The organism is Microbacterium sp. MAH-37 (genome assembly GCF_009758255.1).
In the GTDB taxonomy this organism is placed as follows: Bacteria; Actinomycetota; Actinomycetes; order Actinomycetales; family Microbacteriaceae; genus Microbacterium.
The window spans coordinates 468318-492818 of record NZ_WSEN01000004.1 but is presented as its reverse complement, the minus strand read 5'-3'; the positions used below and the strand labels follow the sequence as shown (position 1 = coordinate 492818).

Here is a 24501-nt window from a genome sequence, read left to right as displayed (position 1 = left end):
GACCCGGACGAGGAGGGCGACGCGCGAGTGATCTCGAGAACGGCGTTCGGATGGTCGCGCCTGCTGGCCGCGGCCGTCTGCGGCGTCGCCCTCGTGCACCGGATGTTCTGGGGACTCGGCTCGCAGACCATCGCGGGGCAGAACTTCTTCGCCTACCTGACCATCGAGTCGAACATCGCGTACACGGTGCTCGGGGTCGTCGCGGGGATCATCGCACTGCGGATGCCGGAGGATCCGCCCTGGCTGACCACCGCGCGCGCCATCGTGCTGAGCTGGACCATCACGGCAGGGCTGGCCTTCGCCCTGATCGTCTGGCAGGCCGGCGTCCGCGGCATCCCGATCACCGTGCCGTGGTCCGACGTCGTGCTCCACTTCGTCCTGCCGGCCTGGGCGATCCTGGCCTGGATCTTCGGTCCGGGCCGCCGCACCGCGAGCTGGCGGATCGTGCCCTACGTGCTGCTCTACCCCGTGGTCTGGGGGCTGTTCACCATCTGGCGCGGCGGGATCATCGGCTGGTACCCGTACTACTTCCTCGATCCGCGGCAGGTGTCGGGCATCCCCGAGATGGTGCTGACCTGCGTGATCGCGCTGGGGATCTTCGCCATGGTCGCGTGCGGGCTCGTGCTGCTGAGCCGGATGCGCACGACGGAGGCGTCCACGCTCTGAGCCGCCCTGGCTCCTGGGCGCCCTTCGTCTCGCTGCGCTCGCTCAGGGTCCGGGAACGCTCAGGGCGTCTCGGTCGGCGACGGCGAAGGCGAGGGCGTCTCGGAGGCGAAGAACATCAGCGACTCGCGCGCGGTGGCCACGGCGTCGGCGTCGTTCAGCTTCGCGAACGCCCGGGCTTCCGGTCCGCCGACCAGGCCGACCAGCACCGGCGCCCCGGTCACGGGCTCGAGGTTGAGCCAGGTGCGGATCGGGCCGTCGCCGCCGACGACGTGCCAGATCTCGGCGTCGGCGTTCCAGAAGGACTCGTCGAAGCGCAGCCACACGGTCTCCACGTAGCCCGCCCCGAGCGCGGCGATCGCTCCGCGATGCGCGAAGGGCAGGGCGGGTGCGAACTCGATCGACTGCTTCTGCAGCACGCCCAGCGGCACCGTGACGATCACGCGGTCGAAGGACAGGGATTCGCCGGTGCCGAGGCGCAGGCTCACGCCGGAGTCGTCATAGGCGATGCGCATCACCGGCGACGCCTGCGTGACCTTCTGCCCCTCCAGCGCGGCCTCGACGATCATGCCGACGTCGCCGGTGGCACCGGCCAGCGCATCAGGGGCGAACCCCGGCGGGTACCAGCTCGAGGCCTTGTCGATGTCGACGCCCGACGTCGCGGAGAGCCAGGCGAGCGCCGCGGCGAGCGCGGGGTCGGCCGGATCGGCGCCGTCCTCCTTCAGCGCGTCCGCGATCGACACGTCGGTGGGGCCTCCCGCGGCGCGCTTGACCGCGTCGGCGATCGGCGCGCCGTCGACGGTCGGCTGGGCACCGCTCTCGGACCATCCGGTGGCGGTGCTGAAGTCGATGTCCTCGACGCCCAGCGCAGCAAGGCGGTCGCGCAGCGACACGGTGTCGTCGGTGGTCGACAGCCACGCGCCGAGCTGCACCGGGATCGGCCAGTCGTCGTCGACGATCGACTGGATGCGGCCGCCGAGACGGTCGCGCGCCTCGAAGATCGTCACGTCGCGGCCGCTGTCGGCGAGGGTCTTCGCCGCGACGGCTCCAGCCGCGCCGGCGCCGATCACGGCGATGCGCTCCCCCTCACGAGACGCGGCGGACGCCGCGACTGCGGCCCGCCGCCCGGAGTCGATGGCGCCGATCACGGTGCCGGGACGCTCGGCGTCGACGGCCTCGCCCGCGAAGAACAGGCGGTCGCCGATCGGCTCGGCGAGGTCCGCACGATGCTGCGGCGTCGCGCCGGCGGGCAGATAGCTCATCGATCCCCGTGAGTACGGGTCCGTCGACCAGTTGCTGCGCTTCCAGTCGGCCGGCTTCGGCACGGCGCCTGTCGGGATGGTCGGCTTCGCTGTCGGGGCGGGCTTCGTCGGCGTCGGCTCGGGCTCCGGAGTGCAGGCCGCGAGAAGCACAGCGACGGCGCCGGTTCCGGCACCGACGAGAAGAGTGCGCCGCGTGATCTCCATCGTGGTGTCAGCCTATCCGCCTCGAGGTTCCTGAGAACCCGTCCAGGGGTCAGAAGATGCGGCATCCGAGCGTCCGGATGCCGCATCTCTTGGCCTCTCGCCCTCAGGCGCCGGCTTCCACCTGCCCTCGCTCGAAGTACGCGATGAGGTCGGGATCGAGCGGCGGAACGTCGATCGCGGCGCCGTCGCCGCGCAGCGACTGCGTGGCCAGGATACCTGCCGCCACGGCCTCGCGGGCGGCGACCGGTGACGTCTCCGTCAGCCCGCCGTCCTTGACGAAGCGCAGGAACTCGGCCACCAGCAAGCCGTCGGCACCGCCGTGACCGGAATCCGCGACCGCCGGCACGATGAACGTCTCGTCGGCGGTGGCATAGCCGCCGTGACGCCGGTTCCACAGCTTCACCTCGGCACCGGACGAGTCACCGAAGTTCTCGATGCGCCCCTCAGTTCCGATGACGGTGTAGTTGCGCCAGTAATCCGGCGTGAAATGGCACTGCTGATAGGAGGCGAGGATGCCGCCGGAGAGCCGCATGTTCACCTGGGACACATCCTCGACGTCGACCACAGGGTGCAGGCCGGTCATCGACGCCGGCGGCCAGTTGTCCAGGCTGTACCAGTCGAACATCCGCTCGTCGCTGCGGTCGCGGCGGTCGTCGACACCGCCGTACACGCTGAGCTCGCCCATCGCCGACACTCGCTCGCTGTAGGCGTCGGCCAGCCAGTGGATGATGTCGATGTCGTGTGCGCCCTTCTGCAGCAGTAGCGAGGTCGTGCGACGCCGGTCGGCATGCCAGTCCTTGAAGTAGAAGTCGCCGCCGTGCCCGACGAAGTGACGCACCCAGATGGCCTTGACCTCACCGATCCGTCCGTCCTGGATGAGCTGCCGCATGAGCGTGATCACCGGCATGTGCCGCATGTTGTGTCCGATGTAGAGCCGGCTTCCGGTGCGGCGAGCTGTCTCGAGCATGGCGTCGGCATCGGCCAGGTCGATCGCGAGCGGCTTCTCGCAGAACACGGGGATGCCCGCCTCGAGCGCCCGGATGGTGATCGACGCGTGCAGGTCGTCGGGGGTGAGCACCATCACGGCGTCGACGCCGGAGGCCAGCAGCTCGTCCAGCGAGTCCGTGATCAGCGCGTCCGGCGCGAATTCGCGAGCCTCTCGCCTCGCGCGCTCCGAGAGGTCGCATACGGCCGAGATCCGCGACCCCGCTCCCGGACGATGGACCTCCTTGCGCAGCGAGGAGCGCAGTCCGAAGCCGATGATGCCGATGTTGAGATCCATGTCTGTCCTTGTCTGCTGTCTCACATGTGGGCGGCCGCGCGGTCCGCGGCGCGAGCCCCGGCGGGCCCGAGTTCGAACTCGATCACGAAGGCACGGTCGGCGGCGAAGTCGCGAGGGATGACCGCGTCGTAATGGACCGCGGCATCCAGGTCGAACCCGATGTCGGTGCGCCGCAGTTCCAGCTCCTTTCCGGATGCCAGCAGCCGCGCCCTCACCGGCACGCGTGCCGCATCCGCGCCGAACCGCAGTCGCGCGATTCCCGTGACCGGGCGGTTCACCACCGTGAGGAAGAGGCGCTCGCCATCGCCGGTGAGCCACCCCATATCCGTGCGCCCGAGGTCGACGTGCCCGGCGCCGTAGACGGCATCCGCGTTCTCGGCGACCCAGGCCCCGAGCTCATCGGCGATCTCGCCCTCGTAAGCCGTCATCCGCCCCTCGCCGTCGGGCCCGAAGTTGACGACGAGGTTGCCGCCCATCGAGCGGCATCGCATGAGCAGATCGATGAGGTCGTCCGCGGTCTTCTGGTACTGATCGCCCGTGTCGCGCATGAACCCCCATGCGTTCGGGCCGATCGTCATCACGCCGTCCCAGTCGTTGCCGGAGAGCATCGAGTGGTCTGCGGGCAGCTTGCGCTCCCAGCCCTGCTCGTAGTCGCCGAGCAGCGCACCGTTCGAGTCGAAATGCCGCGAGCCGTGCTCGTCGTTGCGGAACCGCGACCCGATGATCAGCCCCGGCCTCCGCTCACGCAGCTCCTGCTCGAGGCGGTACGTGAACTCGTACGAGGCGACCCAGGAGGCATCCCAGGTGCCGTCGAACCACAGTCCGCGCGCCGCCGGGTAACGCTCCAGCAGCTCGAGCAGCTGGGCCCTGGTGTACTCCAGGAACTCCCGCCAGCCACGACGCCCCGCCTCGTCCGTCGGCATCGAGGTCGTGTATCCGGGATGATGCCAGTCGAGCACGGAGAAGTAGAGGAACACGTCGATGCCCTCTGCGGTGTACGCGTCGACCACTTCGCCGACGATGTCGCGATCGCAGGGCGACTGCGCCACGGTGTAGTCCGAATGCGCCGAAGGCCACAGCGCGAAGCCGTCATGGTGCTTCGTCGTGAAGATCACGTAACGGGCGCCCATCCGCTTCGCCTGCTGCGCCCACTCGCGGGCGTCCAGGCCGGTCGGGTCGAAGACCTCGTTCAGCCGGTCGTAGGTCTCCGGCCAGTCCTCCGGGGCGTTCGGGCCGGACCAGGCCCTGATCCACTCCGGGGCCAGGCTCGACGGGCGCTCGCCGTGCCACTCGTTCCCCGGGATCGAGTAGAGCCCGAAATGGATGAACTGCCCGACGCCGTAATGGCGGAAGCGCTGCATCGCCTCGTCGTCGCGATGGCCGACGAGCGGCCCGAAGCGCACCTCCACCGGCGCATCGCCCGAGCGGGCGCGGGTGGTCCAGGGGTTCGTCATCGCAGCCATCGTGGCACTCCGTCTTCGTCGATGATGTCTGGTGGTTCGTGCGCGCAACGTTCGCCTGCCCCGACGGTGAACACCCACCGTCGGGGCAGACACCTTCAGATCCGGCGACCGCCAGGCCTACCCGGCTGACCGTCCCATTCCACGACCGTGCGCAGGTCGAGTTCGACATGGATGCCGTCGTCGGGCCAGTCCACGGTCAGTCGTGTGCCATTCACCTCGACGACCGGGTCGGCCGCGGGGTCGACGCCTTCGCGCACCAGCCGGTGCAGTGCGACATGGACCGTCTCGTCCGCATCGCGCGCGGCGGTGAGGACGGGGATGGCGGAGTGCTCCCCCATCGCATTCGTGCCCTGGTGCGCGACCGTGTCCGCGGCATCCCACCCGTGCACACCGGTGAGAACGGCGCGGTGCGAGCCGTTCGAGACCTCAGCCTGCAGCCCATCGGCGAGACAGGACGGAGCCGTGGCGCCGGCCAGCGCGAAGGAGCCCTCGCGGATCCGGTCGTGCGACGGCGGCGCCATCACCAGGTGCGCGCGCACCTCGGTGCCGCGGTTCACCACGGATGCGGTGACGATGCATGCCCCGACGAGAAGTTTCCCGTCGACCTGCGGGTAGTGCACCGACGCGCTCATCGGGCCGTCGGTGATCTGCCCGCGCAGCTTCACCCGCCGGCTCGGCTTCCCGGCCTCGTCGAACAGCGTGACGTGCCCGTCGATCGCCTCCAGCCACCCGTCGCCGACCTCCGGCGCCGTGTGCGTGGAGTACGCGAAGGATGCGTAGTGCGGGTCATCGGGGTCGGGGATGCCGTGGGGCTGCACAGCGAGCTCGGCGTGGTCGGAGCCATGGTTCACCAGAATCACCGGAGCGTCGCCGCCGGCCGTGCTCAGCGTCAGCCCGGGGCCCTCGAAGGAGCGGGTGAACGCCGGGCGCGCGGTCGGCGCGACATCCGCCGTCCACACCCGATGGCCGGCATCCAGCGACAGCCCGAGGAATCCGATGCCGGCGAGGTACGGCGAACCGAAGCCGCTGTAGTCCTGCATGGCGGGCAGGTATTCGTCGTACCAGCCCAGGCTCAGCTGCCCGTCGGCGCCGACGCCGTGCCGCACGAAGCCGTCCAGCACCGAGGTCGCGACCTCGCGCGTGCGCGCCGGCGAGAGCGGGCTGACGCCCGAGACCTCTGCGCACCACAGCGGCGCGAGCGCCGCTGTGCGGTATGTCAGCGAACGACCGAAGTGCAGCAGTGCACCGTCGGATGCCACGAACGACGGCAGCCCGTCCACGAACGCGGCGAGGCGCTCGAGGTGACGCTGCCCCTCGAGGCTCTGCGTGCGGTCCGTCATCCGATACCAGGCCCAGAGGTACGGGTGGATGGCCCAGGCGTTGTAGTAGTCGATCGCGTGCTCGGGGCCATCGGTGTACCAGCCGTCGCCGAGGTACCAGCCCTCGACGCGGGCCACGTTGCGCTCGTTGCGCAGGCCGGATGCATCGCCGTCGACATGCCGGATGAACGCCTCGGCCATCGCGGGGAACAGCTGCCAGTTGTTCTGCCACACCTCGCGCTGCGCGTGGTGCCGCAGCCAGGCGAGCACCTGATGCTGCTGCCGGCCATCCAGCCGCGACCAGAACCGCTCACCGGCCGTGTACAGCCCGAAGGCGAGGTTCGCGCCCTCGACGATCGAGTTCGTGATGCCGGTGAGCGGGGTGCGGCAGGTCACGCCGAGCGGCCAGCGGGACGGATGCCCGGGATCGGTGCCGTCCACGATCGCCTGGGCGTAGAACTCCACCAGCGCGTCGGCTTCGGCGTCATCTGCTGGCGCACCGGCGATGCGGGAGGACGCGAGCAGGAAGCTGCGGCCGATGGTCTCCATCGATTCGCGGCGCACGCCGTCGCCGGTCACGCGGCCGGGAAGCACGACCCCGGCCGGATCGTCCGCGCCGTGCTCGCGCACGGCGCGGAGCCACCGATCGGCGGTCTCCGTCCAGAACCTTCGGGCTGAGGGGCCGTCTGCGGGGTCGTGCTCGGGGGTCACTTGTTCAGCGCCTTCTCGTACTCCTTGCGGATCTTGTCTCCGCCGGCCGACCGCCAGGTCTTGATCGCGGCCTTGACGTCGTCGAGGCTCTTTCGTCCGGCGATGAAGTCCTGCGCGGCGTCGCTGACCGGCTGCTTGATGGTGCCGCCCTTCTGGGCGTTGGTCGGGCTGAACAGCGTACCCGTCGGGTCCTCCACGCCGATCGGGATCAGTGCGGAGTAGGTGGCGTGGGTCTTGCGGATGATCTGCTCCTGTCCGGGCAGGTACAGCACCGGACTGGGAGCGGCGATGTACTTCCACGGCACCGTCGTGTCCCCGGCCGCGGCCGGGGTCGGCAGCGGATTGCCGTTGGCATCCAACGTGTAGTCCGCGCCCTCGACGCCGTAGTTGATCAGCAGGTACTCCTCGCTGCCGAACGGCGCGGCGAGGAGATTCGCGATGCCGAGCAGCTTCTTGATGGAGGCCTTGTCGTTCTTCTTGAACATGGTGCTGGCGAAGATGATGTTGTCCAGCCAGGCGGTCGGCTCGCCGCCGCCCGCGGCGAACGGCAGGAACGGCGCGGAGTCCGGCACGGTCGCGCCGTAGCCGTCCGACTTGAAGAAGGCGGGGAGGCCGTCGTAGATCTGCGCGACCTGCCCGTTGGTGAACGCGTTGACCATCTGCGACTTCGTCCACGCATCGCTGCCCGGCGCGATGTATCCGGCGGCGTTGGCCTTCTGCACGAACGAGATCGACTCCAGGTACTCGTCGGTCTCGATCGCGTTCACGAGCTTGCCCTTGACCTCGCGCCACTGGTTCGGAACCCCGAACAGCTGGTGGAAGGTGCTCAGGCCGAACCCCGTGGATCCGAAGGCCCAGCGGTTGGACTTGGCGTCGGTGAGTTCCTTCATGACCGCGAGGTAGTCGTCGGCGTTCTTGATCTTCGAGGTGTCGGCGACTCCAGCCGCGCTGAACGCCTTGGCGTTGTAGAACCCGAGGCCTGCCGAGCCGCCGCGCGGGATCGGCAGGAAGTAGATCTTTCCGTCGCGCACGGTCTGCCGCCAGTACAGCTCGGGGATGGCGGCGAGGTTCGGATAGTCCTTGATGGCGTCGCCGGAGAGGAACGGCGTGAGGTCCTGGCACTTGGCCTGCAGGAACCCGATGATGTCGGGGATCGAAGCGCCGTCGTTGAGCATCATGTCGGGGATGTCGTTGCCCGCCACCGTGGTGTTGAACTTCGTCGTGAAGTCGTCGGCCGACACGGCGGTGATGTCGAGCTTGCCTCCCAGGCGCTTCTCGATCTCCTGCCAGGCGGGGTTCTTCTCGCGCGCGTTCGGCGGCGGACCGAAGATGTTGGTGATCGCGCTGAACGTCTCGCCGTTCAGCGGCGGCGTCGTGACGGTGCGCACCGGATTCGCCGGGTAGTTGAAGTACGCGGCCGGAACGCCTTCGGCCGTGCCCGCCAGGTCGGGAGCGAAGCCCTCGGCCTTCGTGAACGTCGGCAGCTTCACCGAGTTGGAGTCCGACACGACGAGCTCCTGCCTCGTGCCGCAGCCGGCGAGCGAGCCGACGGCGGCGATGCTCAGGGCGCCGAACCCGGCGTATTTCAGGAATGTACGACGATCAGCGGTGATCTCGTTGATGGGCATTTCCAGTCCTCTCTGAGGGGTGGGGGTAGGTGCGGGCCCGCATTCAGCCCTTGACGGCGCCGGTGAGGACGCCCTTCGTGAAGTACTTCTGCAGGAACGGGTAGACGAGCAGGATCGGCACCAGACTGATGACCACCACGGCCATCTGGATCGCCTGAGTGGGGGCGGCGATCTCGCCGACGGCGCTCTGATCGAGCGAGGAGCCGAGCAGCACGTACTGACGGAGCACCATCGCGAGGGGCCACTTGTCGCTGTTCACGTAGAGCATCGCGTTGAAGAATGCGTTCCAGTACCCGACCGCGTAGAACAGGCCGACGACGGCGATGACGGCCTTCGACAGCGGCAGCATCACGTGCCAGAGGATGCGCAGGTCGCCCGCGCCGTCAAGTCGTGCTGCCTCGACGAGCTCTGTGGGGATGCCTTTGAAGAACGACCGGACGATCACCAGGTTGAACGCCGACAGCGCGGTGGGCAGGATCAGCGCGGCATAGGTGTTCAGCAGGCCGAGCTCCTTGACCACAAGAAAGGTCGGGATGATGCCGGGTGTGAACAGCATCGTCAGCAGCGCCGTCATGAGGAAGAAGTTGCCGCCCATCACGCCCTTGCGACTCAGCCCGTAGGCCATCATCACTGTCAGCGCGACCGACAGCGCGGTGCCCACCAGCGTGATGCCGATGCTGCGGATCAGCGCGTCGGTGACGATGCCTCCGGAGAGGATGGTCTTGTACGCGTCGAGGGTCGGGTGCTTCGGGAAGAGCACGAAGCCGTTGTTGGCGGCGATCTCCTGCTGCGTGGAGAGGCTGGTGCCTATGACTGTGAGGAACGGATAGACGACCGCGATGCAGACGGCCAGCAGTACCAGGCCCTTGAGTCCCTGCATCGGGATGCTGGGCTTCTCCATCCAGACCGGGCGCCGTGCCTTCAGACGGCGCGCGCCCTTCGTGCCGAGCCGCATGACCGTCGTCGGCGCATTCATCTCAACGCTCACGGGAGTACACCCCATCCTGTCCGAACACGTGTGCGAGCTTGTTGGCGCCGAGCACCAGGAACAGTCCGACGACGCCCTTCACGAGGCCGACGGCGGCGGCTGTGCCCCATTGCCCGTCGACGATGCCGTGGTAGTACACGTAGGTGTCGAGCACCTCGCCGGCCTCGGCGCCGACGTTGTTGCGCTGCAGGATGATCTGCTCGAAGCCGACCGAGAGCGCGGATCCGAGGTTGAGGATCAGCAGCAGGATGATGATCGGCATGATGCCCGGGATCGTCACCGCCCAGGTGCGGCGCCAGGGCCCCGCCCCATCGATCGCTGCCGCCTCGTACAGGTCGTCGTCGATGCTGGCCAGGGCCGCGAGGAACATGATCGTGCCCCAGCCGGCGTCCTTCCAGATCGTCTGGACGGTGACCAGCAGCGGGAAGGTGTCGGGATTGGTCATCGGGCTGATGCTCGGCAGCCCGAGCGACTCGAACAGGTTCGGGATCACGCCGGTCGGACCGAGGATCTGAGTGAAGATCGAGATGATGATGACCCAGCCGAGGAAGTGCGGCAGGTAGATGACGCTCTGCACGAACTTCTTCAGTCCTGGCGACATGATGCTGTTCAGCAGCAGCGCCAGCGCGATCGGCACCGGGAAGAACAGGATCAGCTGCATCAGCGTGATCACGAGAGTGTTGCGCAGCGCGAACCAGAACGCCTGATCGGAGAACGCCGCGACGAAGTTGTCCAAGCCGACCCAGACGCTGTCGATGAAGCCCAGGTAGGGCTGGTAGTCCTCGAAGGCGATGATGTTGCCCGGGATCGGCAGCCAGTGGAACACGACGAAGTACAGGAAGCCGGGCAGGATCAGCAGGAGCATCATCCGGTCACGGCGGAACCGGGCGCCGAATGACAGCTTCCGCGGGCCGTAAGGGTCTGTGCGAGACGCCTTCCGGGTGTTCTTGCGCGGCGGCTCGGGCTCGGCCGCTTGGGGCCGGCTCGTGACGGGTGCTGAGGTCACCGCATCCTCCGAACGTCTCTGGTGAGGGATGATCTGTCGCTAGTAAGCGATTTCTACAGAACGTAACCCAACACCCTCGGAACTGTCAACGAGAGATCCGATGTTCCAGTAACTGACTGAGATCTTCGCCAGGCGACTGGCGTACCAATGGAGTAACGTGATAGTAATCGCTTACTGCTTTCGATTCGATGGAGAGAACGAATGAGCTGGCTTCCCCGTGTGGCGTTCGCATTGGACGACGAGTCCCATGCCGCTGCCTTCCCGCCCGCGGCCCTCGCCGAACTGGGCCGGATCGCGCACATCGTGGACGCCGAACCGCTCTCCGACCTCGACTCCCCTCGCGCTCTCCGCGTGCTGGCCGACACCGAGATCCTCATCACCGGCTGGGGCACCCCGCGCGTCGACCCGAGCATCCTCGACAAGGCTCCGGGCCTGCGTGCGATCGTGCACGCCGCAGGCACCGTCCGCCTGTTCCTCGACCCGGCGGTGTTCGACCTCGGCATCCGGGTGAGCAGCTGCGCGAGTGCCAATGCCATTCCCGTCGCCGAGTTCGCGCTGGCCAGCACTGTCTTCGGCCTCAAGCGGGCGAGCCGCTTCGTGGCGCAGTTGCGCGAGACCAAGGGCTCCCGTGACGCGCGCACGATGCCCACGCTCGGCACCTACAGGGTCGTGATCGGGGTGATCGGCGCCTCGCGCGTCGGCCGGGAGATGCTCCGGATGCTGCGCACGCTCGACGCCCACGTCCTGCTCAGCGACCCGTTCATCACGCCCGAGCGCGCGGCTGAACTCGGTGCCGAGCTCGTCGAACTCCCCGAACTGTGCCAGCGCAGCGACGTCGTGAGCGTGCACGCGCCACTGACCGACGAGACCGTCGGCATGATCGGCGCCGAGGAGCTGTCGCTGATGCGCGACGGAACCGTCATCGTGAACACCGCCCGCGGGGCACTCATCGACACCCCGGCCCTGACCGCCGAGTTGCTGTCCGGCCGCCTGGACGCCTACCTCGACGTCGTCCACCCGGAGCCGCTGCCCGCGGATTCACCGCTCTACGGTCTGCCGAACGTCGTGATCACCCCGCACATCGCCGGCGCTCTGGGCAACGAGATCGCGCGCCTCGGAGAACTCGCCGTCGCCGAGGTCAGCCGGTTTGCGGCAGATGGTACCTTCGACCATGAAGTGCGCCCGGCCGACTTCGCGATCATGGCCTGACCGGCCACGGATGGGGGATCGTGTCTTCGACTTCTGACCACGTGTCTCGCCCGGCGACGCGGCGACCCGCGACGATCAGTGATGTCGCCGAGCTGGCATCCGTCTCGACAGCGACCGTGTCGCGCGTGCTGAATGCCAACTACCCGGTCGCGGCGGGCACCCGCGATCGCGTGCTGCGGGCAGTGTCCAAGCTCGGCTACGCCGCCAACGCCAACGCGAGAGCGCTCGCTCGCTCGGATACGCGCACGATCGGCATCATCGTGCCCGAATTGGTCGACCCCTTCTTCGGATACATGGTCCGCGGTCTGGAGCAGGCGGCGCAGGCGTCCGGGCGGCTCGCGATCATCGCGACCACCGGGTCCCGCCCTGGCCAGGAGATGACCCTGATCGATCTCATGCAGGAGCGCCGAGTCGACGCCGTCATCCTGGTCAGCGGCACGCGCGTCGACCTGCCGTACCAGCGCCAGCTGGTGCAGCGCGCCGAATCGCTCGAGGCGATGGGCAGCCGCCTCGTGCTGTGCGCCCATCCGGCGCTCACGATCCCCTCGCCAACCCGATCGGTCGCCTACGACAACGAGGGCGGTGCCTTCGCAGTCACCGAGCACCTCATCGCGAAGGGGCACCGCCGCATCGCCTTCCTCGGCGGCGAGCGCGAGATCCCGTCGATCTCACGACGCCTGGACGGCTATCTGCGCGCGCTCGACTCACGTGGCATCGAGATCGACGAGACCATCATCCGCACCGAGGGATTCGGTCGCGCGGCCGGTCACGCCACGACGCAGGCGCTGCTCCACGACGCCCCTGACGTGACGGCGATCTTCGCGGTGAACGACACGATCGCCGCGGGCGTCTACGACGGACTGCGGGACGCCGGCGTGCGCATCCCGCAGGACATGTCCGTGGTGGCCTACGACGACACCCCGCTCGCCGTCGACCTGTCTCCGAAGCTCACCACAGTGCACGTGCCGCTCGAGCAGATGGGCCGCGAAGCACTGCGCGCGGCCCTGTCCGAGCACGATGCCTTCGCGCGCACCCCGGAGGACGACCTCATCCTCGGCACGTACCTGGTGCACCGCGACTCGGTCGCCGCTCCGCCGGTGCGCTGAGCCGCACGCTCGCGGCCCCGCCCGGCTCCTGCCAGGCCATCGTTCCCGTCGCAGGATCCGTCGTTCCGGCGGCCCTCCCTCCGCTCAGGTCGCAGAATTCGTCGCTCCGGCGGTGTCTTTCCGACGAATTTCGCGACCTGGATCCGGGGATGTCTCGATCAGGCGGGCCGTGCGGCCATCAGCGCGCCCCAGGCGGCCGTGTCCTCGAAGCCCGCACGGCAGACCAGATACTCGGTGACGGGGATCTCCGGTGCGCTGAGGTCGAGCATCACGAGGCGCGGGTCATCGAGCATCTCGTCCTCGGCGACGATCCCCACCCCCAGCCCGGCGGCTGCGGCGACGAGCACCGCCTCGCGGGTGTCGGCGATCATCGCGTAGCGCAGCGGAACACCGGCATCCGCCGCCGCGCGCTCCAGAGCGGAGCGTGTCACGCTGCCCTGCTCCCGGCCGATCAGTGGCTCGCCGGCGAGCTCGGCCAGGCGCAGCGTCTTGTCACCCGCCCTCGGGTGATCGGTGCGCACCACCGCGACGAGATCCTGCCTGCGCAGGACCACGCGGTGCAAAGTTCGATCTTCGGGAACCTCGGCGGCGATCGCGATCTCCACGCTCCCCGAGCGCACGGCGTCGAGCGCCTCGGAGGCGTTCCCTCCGGTAACCACGAACCGCAGATCCGGATGCTGCGCACGCATCCGTGCGAGCAGGGGCATGAGGTGTCCCGGGGAGTCGGCGGCGATGCGAAGGGGCTCGCCGCCGAGGCGCTCGGCCTGCGCGAGGTGCTGCTCGGCGCGGTCGGCGAGCGCGAACAGCGGGCGCGTGATCTCGTGGAGTGCGGCCCCCTCGGGCGTCGGTGCCCCGGTGCCGCGATCGATGAGCCGCAGGCCGCGCGCCTTCTCCAGCGCGGCGAGCTGGGCGGACACCGCCGGCTGGCTGACCCCGAGGGCACGGGCGGCTGCGGCGAACCCGCCCTCGGCCACCACGGCCTCGAACACGCGGAGCTGCGCGAGAGTCATAAATTCACCTTATGTTCACATAACCCTCCTTGCGAAAGTGCCGCCGCGTCCGGTCCTAGCGTGGAGGGACGACGACGAAGGGAACGACATGTCGGCAGCGCGCACGCAGCACGTGCTCATCGTGGGGTGGGACGGCGTCCGCGACGACGTGCTCCGTTCGGTCCGCACCCCGCACCTGGACGCTCTCGCCGCCGAGGGGTTCCTCGCCACGGTGCGGGTCCACGACGCGAACCCGACGATCTCCGGTCCCGTCTGGTCGACCATGGCGACCGGTGTGTACCGCGACCGGCACGGCGTGCACGACAACGACTTCCGCCGGAACGCGTTCGACCGGCATCCCGATGTGCTCCGCCGCGTGCGCGCGGCTCGGCCCGGCGCGACGACCTTCGCGGCCGGAAGCTGGGCGCCGCTCGTCGAAGAGGTCTCCGGCGGCCCGCTGTTCCACGGGGGCGGCTATCGCCCGCCGATACCCGCGGGGGTCGAGAACACGGACGACCTGGATCTGATCGCCGCGATGGACGACGCGGTGACCTCGCGCGTCGCCCGCGAGCTGCTCGCCCACGACCACACCGCGGTCTTCGTCTACGAGCTGCTGCCCGACATGGTCGGGCACACCGAAGGGGTCACCGACCGCTACCGCGCGGCGATCGAGGGCTGCGACGAGCAGCTCGGCGTGCTGCGCGCAGCGATCGACGCCCGCCCGATGCGCGGCGACGAGGACTGGACCGTCATCGTTCTCACCGACCACGGCCACCGGGACGCCGGCCACCATGGCGGCGACAGCGACGAGGAGCGTCTGGCCTGGATCGCGGCCGCGGGTCCCGGCATCCGCCCCGGGGCGCAGCCGACGGTCGATCACGCCGACGTGCTGCCGCACGTGCTGTCGGCGCTGGGGCTGCCCGCCGACGACGACCTGCCAGGGCACCCGTTCAGCTCATGAGCTCCGTCGTCCTCCTCGCCGTGCTCGGCTCGGCGGTGATGCACGGCAGTTGGAACGCGATCGCGAAGGCCATCCCCGATCGGCTGGTCTGCTCGTCCCTGATCGGACTCGTCTATCTCGTGGTCGGCGGCATCGGATGTCTGTCGCTGCCGCTCCCGGATGCCGCATCCTGGCCGGCTCTGGCCGTGTCCGCCGTGCTGCAGACCGCCTACCTGATCCTGCTCACCGCCGCCTACGCGCACAGCGACTTCGGCGTGGCCTATCCGCTCACCCGCGGGCTCGCGGTGCTCGGCGTGACCGTTCTTGCCGTGACGCTGCTCAGCGAGCACCTCACCACTCTGCAGTTCGGCGGGGTCGCCATCGTGATCGGCGCCCTGTTCGCGCTGGCCTTCGCGCGGCGGCAGCGCACGCCGCGCCGTGGTCTGCTGCTCGCGGTGGCCGTCGGCGCCTGCGTGACGGCGTACTCGTTCGTGGACGGCCTGGGCGTGCGGGCCTCCGGCGCTCCGCTGAGCTACGCCGCGTGGCTGTTCTTCCTGCAGGGGATCACCGTTCCGCTGTGCTGCCTGCTGCTGTCCCGCGACCGTCGTGCGCACGTGGCGGGTCTCCGCCGGCACGCACCGGTCGGCGCGATCGGCGGAGTGCTGTCGCTCGCCGCGTACACCATCGTCATCTGGGCGCAGTCGGTCGCGCCGCTCGCGCTGGTGTCGGCGCTGCGCGAGACCGGGGTGGTCGCCGCCGGACTGATCGGCCTGCTGGTGTTCAAGGAGAAGCCGGGCGCGGTGGGCATCACCGCCACGGTCGCCGCGGCGCTGGGTATCGTCGCGATCAGGCTCGGGATGTAGCGTCGGCCCATCGGTCACCGCAGCGTTCGGATCGCCGTTCGTCCCGGTATCCGACGTGGATACCGGGACGAACGGCGACGTGAGCGGATGGATGCCGCGCACAACGGGACGAACCGCGACGTGAGCGGGGCGCTCGCACTTACAGATTCGCGTCCGCGTAGACGCGCAGGGCGTCGCGGACGAACTCCGCCCCCTGGGTGCCGCCGTAGTTCGCGCCGAAGCGCGGGTCGGCGACGTACATCTCCCCGAGGCCGATCACGTAGCCCTTGACGTCTCCGCCGGGTGCTGCCGCCGGCGTGCCGGGCACACCGGTCAGCCACTCGACGTGACGGCGCGCGAGCGCCTGCGCCTCGTCGGATGCCGGGTCGATGCCGCTCTCGGCGGCGGCGATCCAGTCCCTACCGAGGTCGGACACCAGCTTCTGCCAGTCGGCCCGCTCGGCGTCGGTCATGCCGCGCCACCAGCGGTCCGAGTCCGCGTAGGCCTTCTTGCCCCAGCGCTCCTCGACCTCGTCCTTGTACTGCGTGTGATCGAACCCGTCGAACATGTTCTCTGCCATGAGGGTTCCTCCTTCGTTCAATGTGTTGATGGTGTTCTCGACGGAGGCGATCTGCCGGGCGAGGCGCTCCTGCTCCTGCCGTAGCAGCGCGAGGTGCGTCTCGAGGGCGGATGCCTCGGACTTCTCGCGCTCGATGACCTCGGCCACCTGCGGCAGCCCGAGCCCGAGCTCACGCAGCAGCAGGATGCGCTGCAGCCTGACCAGGGCGGCGTCGTCGTAGTGGCGATAGCCGTTGGATGCCACGCGCGTGGGCTTCAGCAGACCGATGTCGTCGTAGTGACGCAGTGTTCTGCTGGTGGTGCCCGCGAGCCGGGCGATCTCCTGGATGGACCAGTCCATGGCGTCCTCCTTCTGTCGATATCTCCACGGTAGAAGTTGACGCTACGTCAATGTCAAGCGCTAGTGGATCAGCGCCTTCGCGAGGATGATCACAATGCCGAACGCCGCCGTGGTCACCGCGCCGAGCAGCCGGATCGGCCAGGAGGCGCCGCGGCGCCGGAACGCGATGTAGCCGAGCACCGCCAGCACGGCGACGCACATCCACAGCGCCAGCCAGATGGTCAGCTTGTCGTTGATCAGGCGCGCACTGCCCATCAGCAGGATCAGCAGGGGGATGCACGACGAGAGCAGCAGTCCGAGCGACCGCCGCAGCGCGTGCCGGAACGACTCCCCGAGGCCCACGACGCGGTCGTGATCGAGCCCGTGGCCGGCGACCGTCCCGGCGTACAGATGCGCGAGCCAGAACACGACGACGGTCACCAGCACGGTCCAGAAGACCTTCAGCGAGGTCGCACCGTGCGCCCCCGAGACGGCGATCATGCCGGCGACGAGGATCACGCCGTAGACGGCCTCCTCCGTGGCGAAACTCGCACGAAGCAGGCGCGCGGCGGGGGATTCCGGAGTTCGTTCTGGCACGCACCAAGAATACGAGCCGGGCGGGCGTTACGGTCATAGGGTGACCGCATCCGAGAGCCCTCGCCCCAGGCATCCGCTCGCCCTCGCGAACGTGATCGCGCCGCCCGCGTCCGTCGACGACTTCGTCGCCGAGTTCCTCCTCAACCTCGCCCAGGACCGCGGCGTCACCCTGCAGGACTCCACGGTCGATGACCGCTATCTCGCCCTGGTGCGCACCGTGCGCGGTCATCTCGCCGCGCGACGCCTCGAGACCGAGCGCGCCCCGCGCGACGGCAAGACGATCTGCTACCTCTCCGCCGAATACCTGCTCGGCCGTCAGTTGGACAACAGCCTGCTCGCGACCGGTCTCGAGGACATCGCGGCCGAGGCGCTCGCGGCGTGCGGCATCGACCTCGACGAGCTGCGCGCGCACGAGATCGAGCCCGGCCTCGGAAACGGCGGACTGGGCCGCCTCGCGGCGTGCTTCGTCGACTCGATGGCGACGCTCGGCGTGCCGAGCATCGGCTACGGCATCCGCTACGAGTACGGCATCTTCCGGCAGTCGTTCGAGGACGGCCGGCAGGTCGAGCATCCGGATGCCTGGATGCGCGGCGGATCGCCGTGGGAGTTCCCCCGCCCGGAGCGCGCTCGGACGATCCGGTTCGGCGGCGTCGAGGACGGCTGGGCGGTGCGCGCCGTGCCGTACGACTTCATCGTGCCCGGATATCGCAGCGGCGCCGGCATCCTGCGGCTGTGGAGCGCGGAGGCGCTCGAGCCGCTCGACCTGCCCGCCTTCAACGCCGGCGACTACGAGCGCGCCGTGCGCGCGAAGACGTTCGCCGAGAACATCTCGAAGGTGCTCTACCCCGACGATTCCACGCCGCAGGGCAAGGAGCTGCGGCTGCAGCAGCAGTACTTCTTCGCGGCCGCATCCGTCGGCGACGTCGTCGACGATCTGCTCGCCGCCGGTCGCCCTCTCGACGAGCTTCCCGAGCGCGCGATCTTCCAGCTGAACGACACGCATCCCGTGATCGCCGTGCCAGAGCTGATGCGCCTGCTGATCGATGAGCACGACATGACCTGGGATGCCGCGTGGGCGATCACGCAGCGCTGCTTCGCCTACACCTGCCACACACTGCTGCCCGAGGCGCTCGAGGTGTGGCCGGTCGATCTGCTGCGCCGGCTGCTTCCGCGGCACCTCGACATCATCTACCGGATCAACGAGGAGTTCCTGCTCACCGTGCGCGAGCGCCTGGGCGAGGAGCGCGTGGCCGCGATGTCGATCATCGCGGAGAGCCCGGTGCGCGCGGTGCGGATGGCGCACGTCGCGACGATCGCCAGTGTGAAGGTGAACGGCGTCGCCGAGCTGCACTCGCAGCTGCTGCGAGATGCCGTGCTGCCCGACTTCGCCGAGTTCTTCCCGCAGAAGTTCACCAACGTCACCAACGGCGTCACGCCGCGCCGGTTCCTGCGGCTGGCGAACCCCGCGCTGTCGGCGCTCATCACCGAGGCGATCGGCGACGGCTGGCTCGCCGACCTGGAGCGGCTGCGCGAGCTCGAGCCGTTCGCCGAGGACGCCGCGTTCCGCGACGCGTTCGCGCAGGTCAAGGCCGGAAACAAGCAGCGTCTGAACGAGGTGCTGCGGGTGCGCGACCGGACGGAGATCGACGACACCCATCTGCTCGACGTGATGGTCAAGCGCCTGCACGAGTACAAGCGGCAGCTGCTGAAGGTGCTGCACGTCGTGGACACCTACGAGGGCGTGGTCTCGGGCCGCGTCGCAGCATCCGCTCTGCAGCCGCGCACCGTGCTGTTCGGCGCGAAGGCGGCGCCCGGATACGTCATGGCGAAGCGGATCATCCACCTGATCAATGCCGTCGCGAGCGTCGTGAACGACGACGAGCGGCTCGAGGGCAGGCTCCGGGTGCTGTATCCGGCGAACTACGACGTGACGCTCGCCGAGAGTGTGATCCCCGCCGCTGACCTGTCGGAGCAGATCTCGCAGGCCGGTAAGGAGGCGTCCGGCACGGGCAACATGAAGCTCGCACTCAACGGCGCGCTGACGATCGGCACCGACGACGGCGCGAACGTCGAGATCCGCGAGCGGGTCGGCGACGAGAACTTCTTCCTGTTCGGCATGACCGAGCCCGAGGTCGCCGCGCTCGCGCCCGCCTATCGACCGGGCGAGGCCGTGGATGCCGGGGCACGGCGCGCCGTCGACCTCATCGCGTCCGGCGCGTTCTCGGGCGGCGACCGCGCGGTGTTCGAGCCGATCGTCACCAACCTGCTCACCGAGGACCGGTACATGGTGCTCGCCGACTACCGCGCCTACGCCGACGCACAGGCGCGCGTGGACGCGGCGTATGCGGACCCGGATGCGTGGACGCGCTCCGCCGTGCTGAACGTGGCGCGCTGCGGCTACTTCTCCTCCGACCGCGCCACCCGCGACTACCAGGAGCGCATCTGGGCCTGACATGGGCAGTTCTCCCCATCGGAGGATGCCGGCTGTTCGGCTAGCGTGGCTCCGGGGGAACGGCTGGGGTTCTTGGGGCACGTGCGAACCCTCGCTTCACGACAACACCGGAGGATCGCTCGTTCATGCCTGAAATCGCCGAGTCCGCGCAGCGCGGGCTGACCCGACGCACCGCGCTGAAGGGCGCCGCATGGTCGGTTCCCGTCGTCGCCGCCGCCATCGCCGTGCCCGCCTACGCCGCCAGCGGCGACACCGCCGATCTGCAGCTGTCCATGTCGAGCGGGGACGTCCTCGAACAGACCAGCCCGGATGGCACCCGGCAATGGACCATGACCCATCCGAGCACCTTCGCCGCGTATTCCGACGCGGAGGTCGCGGCCGGTTCGATCCTCACCGTCTCGTTCGACATCCGGATCGTCTCCGGAGTCGACGTCACCCTCGGCGACACCCCGCTCACCGCGTCGAGCACCGACACCACCGGCAACGTGCAGACCTCGACGTACGCCGTCCCTGTGGCCATCCCGGTCAGCGACTACAACACCTCCACGGTGCGCTTCCGGGTGTCCGCGGGACTCGTCGATCCCCTCCCGTGGGCGGAGGATCTCAACCCCTACATCGTCAGCATCGCCGCGCCCGGGATGACAGACCCGAACACCGCGAACAACAGCGTGGTCAGCGCGGTGCAGTACTCGGACGTCACTCCCTGACACGCCATCCCTGACGAAGGAGGCGCGGCACATTCCTGTGAGGCGCCTCCTCTTTTCGTGCGCCCCTTGACAGACTCGCGATATATCGTGTTACTCTCGAATCACGCGATATATCTCGATATCGCCCATCACATCAGGAGAGACTCACATGACCGAGAAGTGGCTCATCGCCCCCGGCGAGGAACGCGTCATCGACATCGCCACGGCGACCCGTCTCAAGGTCGGCCTCGTCGGCGGCCAGGTCGACATCGTCGCTCACGACGAACCGGGCATCCGCATCGAGGTGCACGGCGTCACCATCAAGGATCTCCGCGTCGAGTCGGACGGCACCCAGGTCGAGATCGACCACCCGCAGCTCGGCTGGGACAACTTCCTCGAGGTGTTCCGCAACTTCGGCGCCGGTGGTCCCAAGGCCGAGATCAGCGTCGCGGTCCCCCGCGGCATCGCCCTGAACCTGGGCGTCGTCAGCGCCGGCGCTCTGATCTCCGGCATCCACAACGACACCCGCCTGAACACCGTGTCCGGCGACATCATCGTCGACACGCTCACCGGTGACCTCACCGTCAACTCGGTCTCCGGCGACGTGCAGATCCGCAGCCTCACCGGCACCCTGAACGCGAACAGCGTCTCGGGCGACGTGGCCGTCACCGGCAACGTGCGCAAGGCGACCGTCGACACCGTCTCGGGCGCCACGCTCGTCGACGCATCCGGCAACGTCAACACGATCAACCTCAACACCGTCTCCGGCGCCACCACGATCCGCCTCGACGAGACCCTGCCCGCCAACTACGTGCTGCGCTCGATGAGCGGACGGATGATGGTCGACGGCGTGCAGCGCTCGCAGAGCGGTCCGAGCAACTTCACCGGGTCCACCGGTGAACTCGCCGGCAGCTTCGTCGACGTGCGCGCGAACACCGTCTCGGGCGGCATCACTGTGCTCCGCAAGCCGCTGACCACCGTGGCCGACGACCCGGAATGGGAGGAGGGGGCATGAGTCCCGCAGTCTTCTCGCACGGCGATCTGCGCCTGTACCTGCTGTCGCTGCTCGCCGAGGCGCCGCAGCACGGCTACGGCATCATCCAGGCGCTGACCGACCGCACCGGCGGAACGTACACACCCAGCGCCGGCACCATCTACCCTCGTCTCGCCAAGCTCGAGGAGGAGGGTCTGGTCACCAAGACGGTCGACGGCCGCACCACGATCTACTCGATCACGGATGCCGGACGCGCCGAGCTCGCCGCCCGCGAGGACGACCTCGCGGGCATCGAGGACGGCCTGGCCGATTCGGTGCGCCTGATCGCGAACGAGGTGCGCCAGAGCGTGCAGGAGGCGATGAAGAGCCTGCGGGCCGACCTCGCCGCCGCCGCACAGGACGAGCGCAAGGCGGCCAGGAGCGAACCGTCCCGTGCCCCCGGCTACGACGACGAGCGGGTGATCGCGCGCGAGAACCTGCAGCGGGCGGACGCCTCGATCAACGCCTTCCGCGCGCGGGTGCGCAGCGACCTGCGCACCCACGTCGCCCGCGGCGGCGCGCTGCCGACGACGGTCGTCACCGACCTCGAGTCGGCGATGGATGCCGCGGCGAAGGCCGTGACGAACGCACTGGCCGGCATCCCCGGTCGTTGAGCGCCCTTCGTCTCGCTCCGCTCACTCAGGACCCGGAGTCGGTTGTATCCGGGTCCTGAGCGCCCTTCGTCCCGCTGCGCTCGCTCAGGACCCGGAGTCCGGAGCGACGAGACGAGGGGTCACTCCTCCGGCCAGAGGTCCTTGTTCTCCTTGCCGGACTCCTCTTCCTGAGGGATCACGAGGATGTTCCGGTGCTGACGGTGCGCGAGCCGCGCGGCGACCGAGCCGGTGAAGAACTCCCGGACCGACTCGCCGAATCCGCGACGGCGGGTGCCGATCACGATCAGCTCCGCATCGAGCTTGTCCGCGAGCTGCTTGATGGCCAGCGCCGGATCGCCGACCAGCTGACGAGCGACCCAGGTGATCCCGGCGTCCTTCAGCGCGGCGCCCGCTACCTTCTGCACCTCCTCGAACTCGGCGGCGCCGAGGTCGACGTTGAGGTCGATGGGCGCGGAGTGCACGTATCCGTCGGGGTCCTCGTAGGTGACGAACCGGCTGACGTCGACGTGCACCACGACCAGCGGCGAGCCGAGCAGCTTCGCGTACCGGACGGCTTCGTCCAGCACGTGCCCGGGCTGCCCGGGTTGCAGGCCGACGATGACGGCCTTCTGCAGCGCCTCGTTCGGGAGGCTTTCATCCGACGGGGTGGAGGCGGGTTCTGTCATGGCGATCTCCCTTCACCGGTGGCGCCAAGAGGGCTGTTGCCCTGGCGTGCGTGCTATCCTGAATGCTACTCTTACCGGCCTCGAGCCGGTGCCGTGGATAAGACATCGGGCCCCGCACAGCCCGTTGCTGAACTCGTAAGGGGGTCTCGCGCATGGGCCGTGGCCGTCAGAAGGCGAAACACACGAAGATCGCTCGCGAACTCAAGGCGTACAGTCCTGACGTCAACTACTCCGCATTGGAGCGCGAACTCGGTCATCCCGCATCGGAGGGTGACGAGTACGTCGACAAGTGGGCTGACCAGTACGCGGACGAAGACGAGGACGAGCTCGAGAAAGCCTGAGCTCCGCTCTTTCGCAACGACTGAGCCCCGGGTGGACAGGATGCTGTCCCTCCCGGGGTTTCGTCGTGCCTTGAGCGCTGACTGGAAGAATGGATCGCATGCCCCGCGTCGTCGCCCTGTACCGTCATCCCGTCAAGGGGTTCACCCCTGAGCAGTGCGAGGAGCTGACCGTGCAGGCCGACGGGCGTGTCGCCGGTGACCGCGTGCTCGCTTTCCGGTTCGCGGATGCCGCGACGCCGGAGCTCGATGACGCGGGCCTGCACTACTGGCCGAAGTCGAAGGGCCTCGCGCTGGAGTCGTTCCCCGCACTGGCCGCGTTGCGCCTGCGCTACGACCACGAGGCGCTGCGCGTGCAGGTCAGCCACGACGACGTCGTGCTCGTCGACGCCGGTCTCGACGACGACGGCCGTGCCGAACTCGTCGAGGCACTGACGGAGTTCGTCCTGACCACGCCGGATGCCAAGCGCCTCGGCCGCCCGGGGCGACTGCCGCTCGCCCTCGTCGGCGACGGCGAGCAGTCCCGCTTCCAGGACCGCTCGCGCGGCTTCGTCTCGGTGCACAGCACCGCCAGCATCGCCGCGCTCGGCGACGCCCTCGAGAAGCCGATCGACGACCGCCGGTTCCGCTCCAACGTCGTGATCGACGGGGTGGATGCCTGGGACGAGCTGCAGTGGTCGGGAGAGGTGCGCATCGGCGACGTGCGCTTCACCGTGCACAAGCCGATCGGCCGGTGCCTCGCCACGCACGCGAACCCCGACACCGGGGAGCGCGACGCGAAGGTGCTCACCACGCTCACCGGCCGTGTCGGTCAGGCCGAGCCGACTCTCGGCACTCTGCTGCTGCTCCGGAGCGAGGGCGGCGTCGTCAGCGGCGACGTCGACGACCTCAGCGGCCACGGCGGTGTGATCCGCGTGGGCGATGAAGTGGTCGTCAGCGGCTGACGACGTAGCTCACTGCCAGCGGATCGACGACGCCCTGTTGCGCCACGATCCGGCATCCGCGATGTTCGTGTAGTACCCGTAGGCGTTGCCGGCGAAGTTCGTGGCGTCCCAGAGCTTCGTCATGCAGCCGGCGTAGCTCTTGAAGGAGTCGATGTCGTTGTTCCAGCCGATCAGCGACAGATCCCGGTAGTTGTACGCGCCGCCGGAGCTGCACGGCGTCGAGCCGGTCAGCACCCGCGTGCTTCCGCCGTAGTTCGGGTACGAGTAGATGACGCCGATCACGTAGGTCGCCGCGGGACTCACGGTCGCGCGGGACAGCGTTCCGTTCGGCTGGTAGATCAGCACCTTCCCCGTCTCGTCGTAGACGAGTCCGCCCAGCGCATCATCGGATGCCGCGCACACCAGGCTGCCGGTGTCGAGGTTCTGCACGCAGTGCTGTTCCGGCTCCGGTGATTCCGTGGCCTCTGGCTGGATGGTTCCCGCCCCCGCGCCCGGCGCCGACGCGATCAGCATCGCCGCTCCGAACACCGCCGCGATCGATGCCCTGATACCCGCTCTGCGCCTCATCGCATCCCTCTTCCCTGTCGCACGTCCTCTCAGAGTGCCGTGTTCGAGGCCCCGTCGACAAGCTCGGCCACCCGTTTTCCCGATTTCAGGCCAGA

The 24501-nt window shown here is 68.8% G+C and carries 23 protein-coding genes; 11 read left to right on the top strand and 12 right to left on the bottom strand.

The features are described from left to right. The first annotated feature begins 27 nt into the window (after nt 1–27). Nucleotides 28–666 carry a Pr6Pr family membrane protein gene (locus GON06_RS05705; RefSeq protein ID WP_157311311.1) on the top strand — a complete coding sequence of 213 codons (639 nt, stop codon included), beginning with the start codon at nt 28–30 and terminating at the stop codon, nt 664–666. Nucleotides 667–725: 59 nt separating this feature from the next. Here GON06_RS05705 and GON06_RS05700 read toward each other — a convergent pair whose 3' ends face one another. The 7 genes from GON06_RS05700 to GON06_RS05670 form a co-directional block, all read right to left on the bottom strand. After that, nucleotides 726–2129, bottom strand: coding sequence for a flavin monoamine oxidase family protein (locus GON06_RS05700; protein WP_157311310.1), 1404 nt, complete (start codon nt 2127–2129; stop codon nt 726–728). 103 nt (nt 2130–2232) lie between these two features. Then, nucleotides 2233–3411, bottom strand: coding sequence for a Gfo/Idh/MocA family protein (locus tag GON06_RS05695; RefSeq protein WP_157311309.1), 1179 nt, complete (start codon nt 3409–3411; stop codon nt 2233–2235). Nucleotides 3412–3431: 20 nt separating this feature from the next. After that, nucleotides 3432–4865: an alpha-L-fucosidase gene (locus GON06_RS05690; RefSeq protein WP_157311308.1), complete on the bottom strand. Its 1434-nt coding sequence runs from the start codon at nt 4863–4865 to the stop codon at nt 3432–3434. Nucleotides 4866–4969: 104 nt separating this feature from the next. Beyond that, nucleotides 4970–6904 (bottom strand): DUF2264 domain-containing protein, encoded by a 1935-nt coding sequence (locus tag GON06_RS05685; RefSeq protein WP_157311307.1) that lies wholly within the window; start codon nt 6902–6904, stop codon nt 4970–4972. Further along, nucleotides 6901–8532: a hypothetical protein gene (locus GON06_RS05680; protein ID WP_157311306.1), complete on the bottom strand. Its 1632-nt coding sequence runs from the start codon at nt 8530–8532 to the stop codon at nt 6901–6903. The genes GON06_RS05685 and GON06_RS05680 overlap by 4 nt, the downstream gene beginning before the upstream one ends. Nucleotides 8533–8575: 43 nt before the next feature. Beyond that, on the bottom strand, nt 8576–9520 hold the full coding sequence (locus GON06_RS05675) for a carbohydrate ABC transporter permease (protein WP_332837188.1): 945 nt from the start codon (nt 9518–9520) through the stop codon (nt 8576–8578). Further along, on the bottom strand, nt 9510–10526 hold the full coding sequence (locus GON06_RS05670; protein WP_332837187.1) for an ABC transporter permease: 1017 nt from the start codon (nt 10524–10526) through the stop codon (nt 9510–9512). The genes GON06_RS05675 and GON06_RS05670 overlap by 11 nt, the downstream gene beginning before the upstream one ends. Before the next feature lie 201 nt (nt 10527–10727). On the opposite strand from GON06_RS05670, the gene GON06_RS05665 reads away from it, so the two are divergent. Together GON06_RS05665 and GON06_RS05660 are read left to right on the top strand one after the other, a co-directional pair. Further along, nucleotides 10728–11735: a hydroxyacid dehydrogenase gene (locus GON06_RS05665; protein ID WP_157311305.1), complete on the top strand. Its 1008-nt coding sequence runs from the start codon at nt 10728–10730 to the stop codon at nt 11733–11735. A gap of 20 nt (nt 11736–11755) precedes the next feature. Beyond that, nucleotides 11756–12841 (top strand): LacI family DNA-binding transcriptional regulator, encoded by a 1086-nt coding sequence (locus GON06_RS05660; RefSeq protein ID WP_332837186.1) that lies wholly within the window; start codon nt 11756–11758, stop codon nt 12839–12841. A gap of 158 nt (nt 12842–12999) precedes the next feature. On the opposite strand, the gene GON06_RS05655 is transcribed toward GON06_RS05660, so the two are convergent. Next, nucleotides 13000–13851, bottom strand: a complete 852-nt coding sequence (locus GON06_RS05655) for a LysR family transcriptional regulator (RefSeq protein ID WP_157311304.1) — start codon at nt 13849–13851, stop codon at nt 13000–13002. 88 nt (nt 13852–13939) lie between these two features. On the opposite strand from GON06_RS05655, the gene GON06_RS05650 reads away from it, so the two are divergent. Both GON06_RS05650 and GON06_RS05645 read left to right on the top strand, forming a co-directional pair. Then, a complete protein-coding gene (locus tag GON06_RS05650) occupies nt 13940–14791 on the top strand; it encodes an alkaline phosphatase family protein (RefSeq protein ID WP_157311303.1) in 852 nt (283 codons plus the stop codon). Then, nucleotides 14788–15633, top strand: a complete 846-nt coding sequence (locus GON06_RS05645) for an EamA family transporter (protein WP_157311302.1) — start codon at nt 14788–14790, stop codon at nt 15631–15633. Before GON06_RS05650 ends, GON06_RS05645 begins: the two co-directional genes overlap by 4 nt. 139 nt (nt 15634–15772) lie before the next feature. Here the strand turns inward: GON06_RS05645 and GON06_RS05640 are convergent, their stop codons facing one another. After that, the gene (locus GON06_RS05640; protein ID WP_157311301.1) at nt 15773–16531 is read right to left on the bottom strand and encodes a MerR family transcriptional regulator; all 759 of its coding nucleotides are present in this window, start codon (nt 16529–16531) and stop codon (nt 15773–15775) included. 60 nt (nt 16532–16591) lie between these two features. Then, entirely contained in the window at nt 16592–17107 is a 516-nt protein-coding gene (locus GON06_RS05635; RefSeq protein WP_332837185.1) for a hypothetical protein, read from the bottom strand. A 40-nt stretch (nt 17108–17147) separates the two neighbouring features. Between GON06_RS05635 and GON06_RS05630 the strand changes: the two genes are divergently transcribed. The 4 genes from GON06_RS05630 (at nt 17148) to GON06_RS05615 (ending at nt 21892) form a co-directional block, all read left to right on the top strand. Next, entirely contained in the window at nt 17148–19559 is a 2412-nt protein-coding gene (locus tag GON06_RS05630) for a glycogen/starch/alpha-glucan phosphorylase (protein ID WP_332837184.1), read from the top strand. A gap of 125 nt (nt 19560–19684) precedes the next feature. Then, nucleotides 19685–20266, top strand: a complete 582-nt coding sequence (locus tag GON06_RS05625; RefSeq protein WP_157311300.1) for a hypothetical protein — start codon at nt 19685–19687, stop codon at nt 20264–20266. 148 nt (nt 20267–20414) lie between these two features. Beyond that, nucleotides 20415–21260 carry a DUF4097 family beta strand repeat-containing protein gene (locus GON06_RS05620; protein ID WP_157311299.1) on the top strand — a complete coding sequence of 282 codons (846 nt, stop codon included), beginning with the start codon at nt 20415–20417 and terminating at the stop codon, nt 21258–21260. Further along, the gene (locus GON06_RS05615; protein ID WP_157311298.1) at nt 21257–21892 is read left to right on the top strand and encodes a PadR family transcriptional regulator; all 636 of its coding nucleotides are present in this window, start codon (nt 21257–21259) and stop codon (nt 21890–21892) included. Before GON06_RS05620 ends, GON06_RS05615 begins: the two co-directional genes overlap by 4 nt. A gap of 119 nt (nt 21893–22011) precedes the next feature. On the opposite strand, the gene GON06_RS05610 is transcribed toward GON06_RS05615, so the two are convergent. Next, nucleotides 22012–22557 (bottom strand): universal stress protein, encoded by a 546-nt coding sequence (locus GON06_RS05610; protein WP_157311297.1) that lies wholly within the window; start codon nt 22555–22557, stop codon nt 22012–22014. A 152-nt stretch (nt 22558–22709) separates the two neighbouring features. On the opposite strand from GON06_RS05610, the gene GON06_RS05605 reads away from it, so the two are divergent. Then, nucleotides 22710–22898, top strand: coding sequence for a DUF3073 domain-containing protein (locus tag GON06_RS05605; RefSeq protein WP_157311296.1), 189 nt, complete (start codon nt 22710–22712; stop codon nt 22896–22898). Nucleotides 22899–22996: 98 nt separating this feature from the next. After that, the gene (locus tag GON06_RS05600; protein WP_157311295.1) at nt 22997–23839 is read left to right on the top strand and encodes an MOSC domain-containing protein; all 843 of its coding nucleotides are present in this window, start codon (nt 22997–22999) and stop codon (nt 23837–23839) included. A gap of 9 nt (nt 23840–23848) precedes the next feature. On the opposite strand, the gene GON06_RS05595 is transcribed toward GON06_RS05600, so the two are convergent. Continuing rightward, the gene (locus GON06_RS05595) at nt 23849–24406 is read right to left on the bottom strand and encodes a hypothetical protein (RefSeq protein WP_157311294.1); all 558 of its coding nucleotides are present in this window, start codon (nt 24404–24406) and stop codon (nt 23849–23851) included. Nucleotides 24407–24501: the final 95 nt, after the last annotated feature.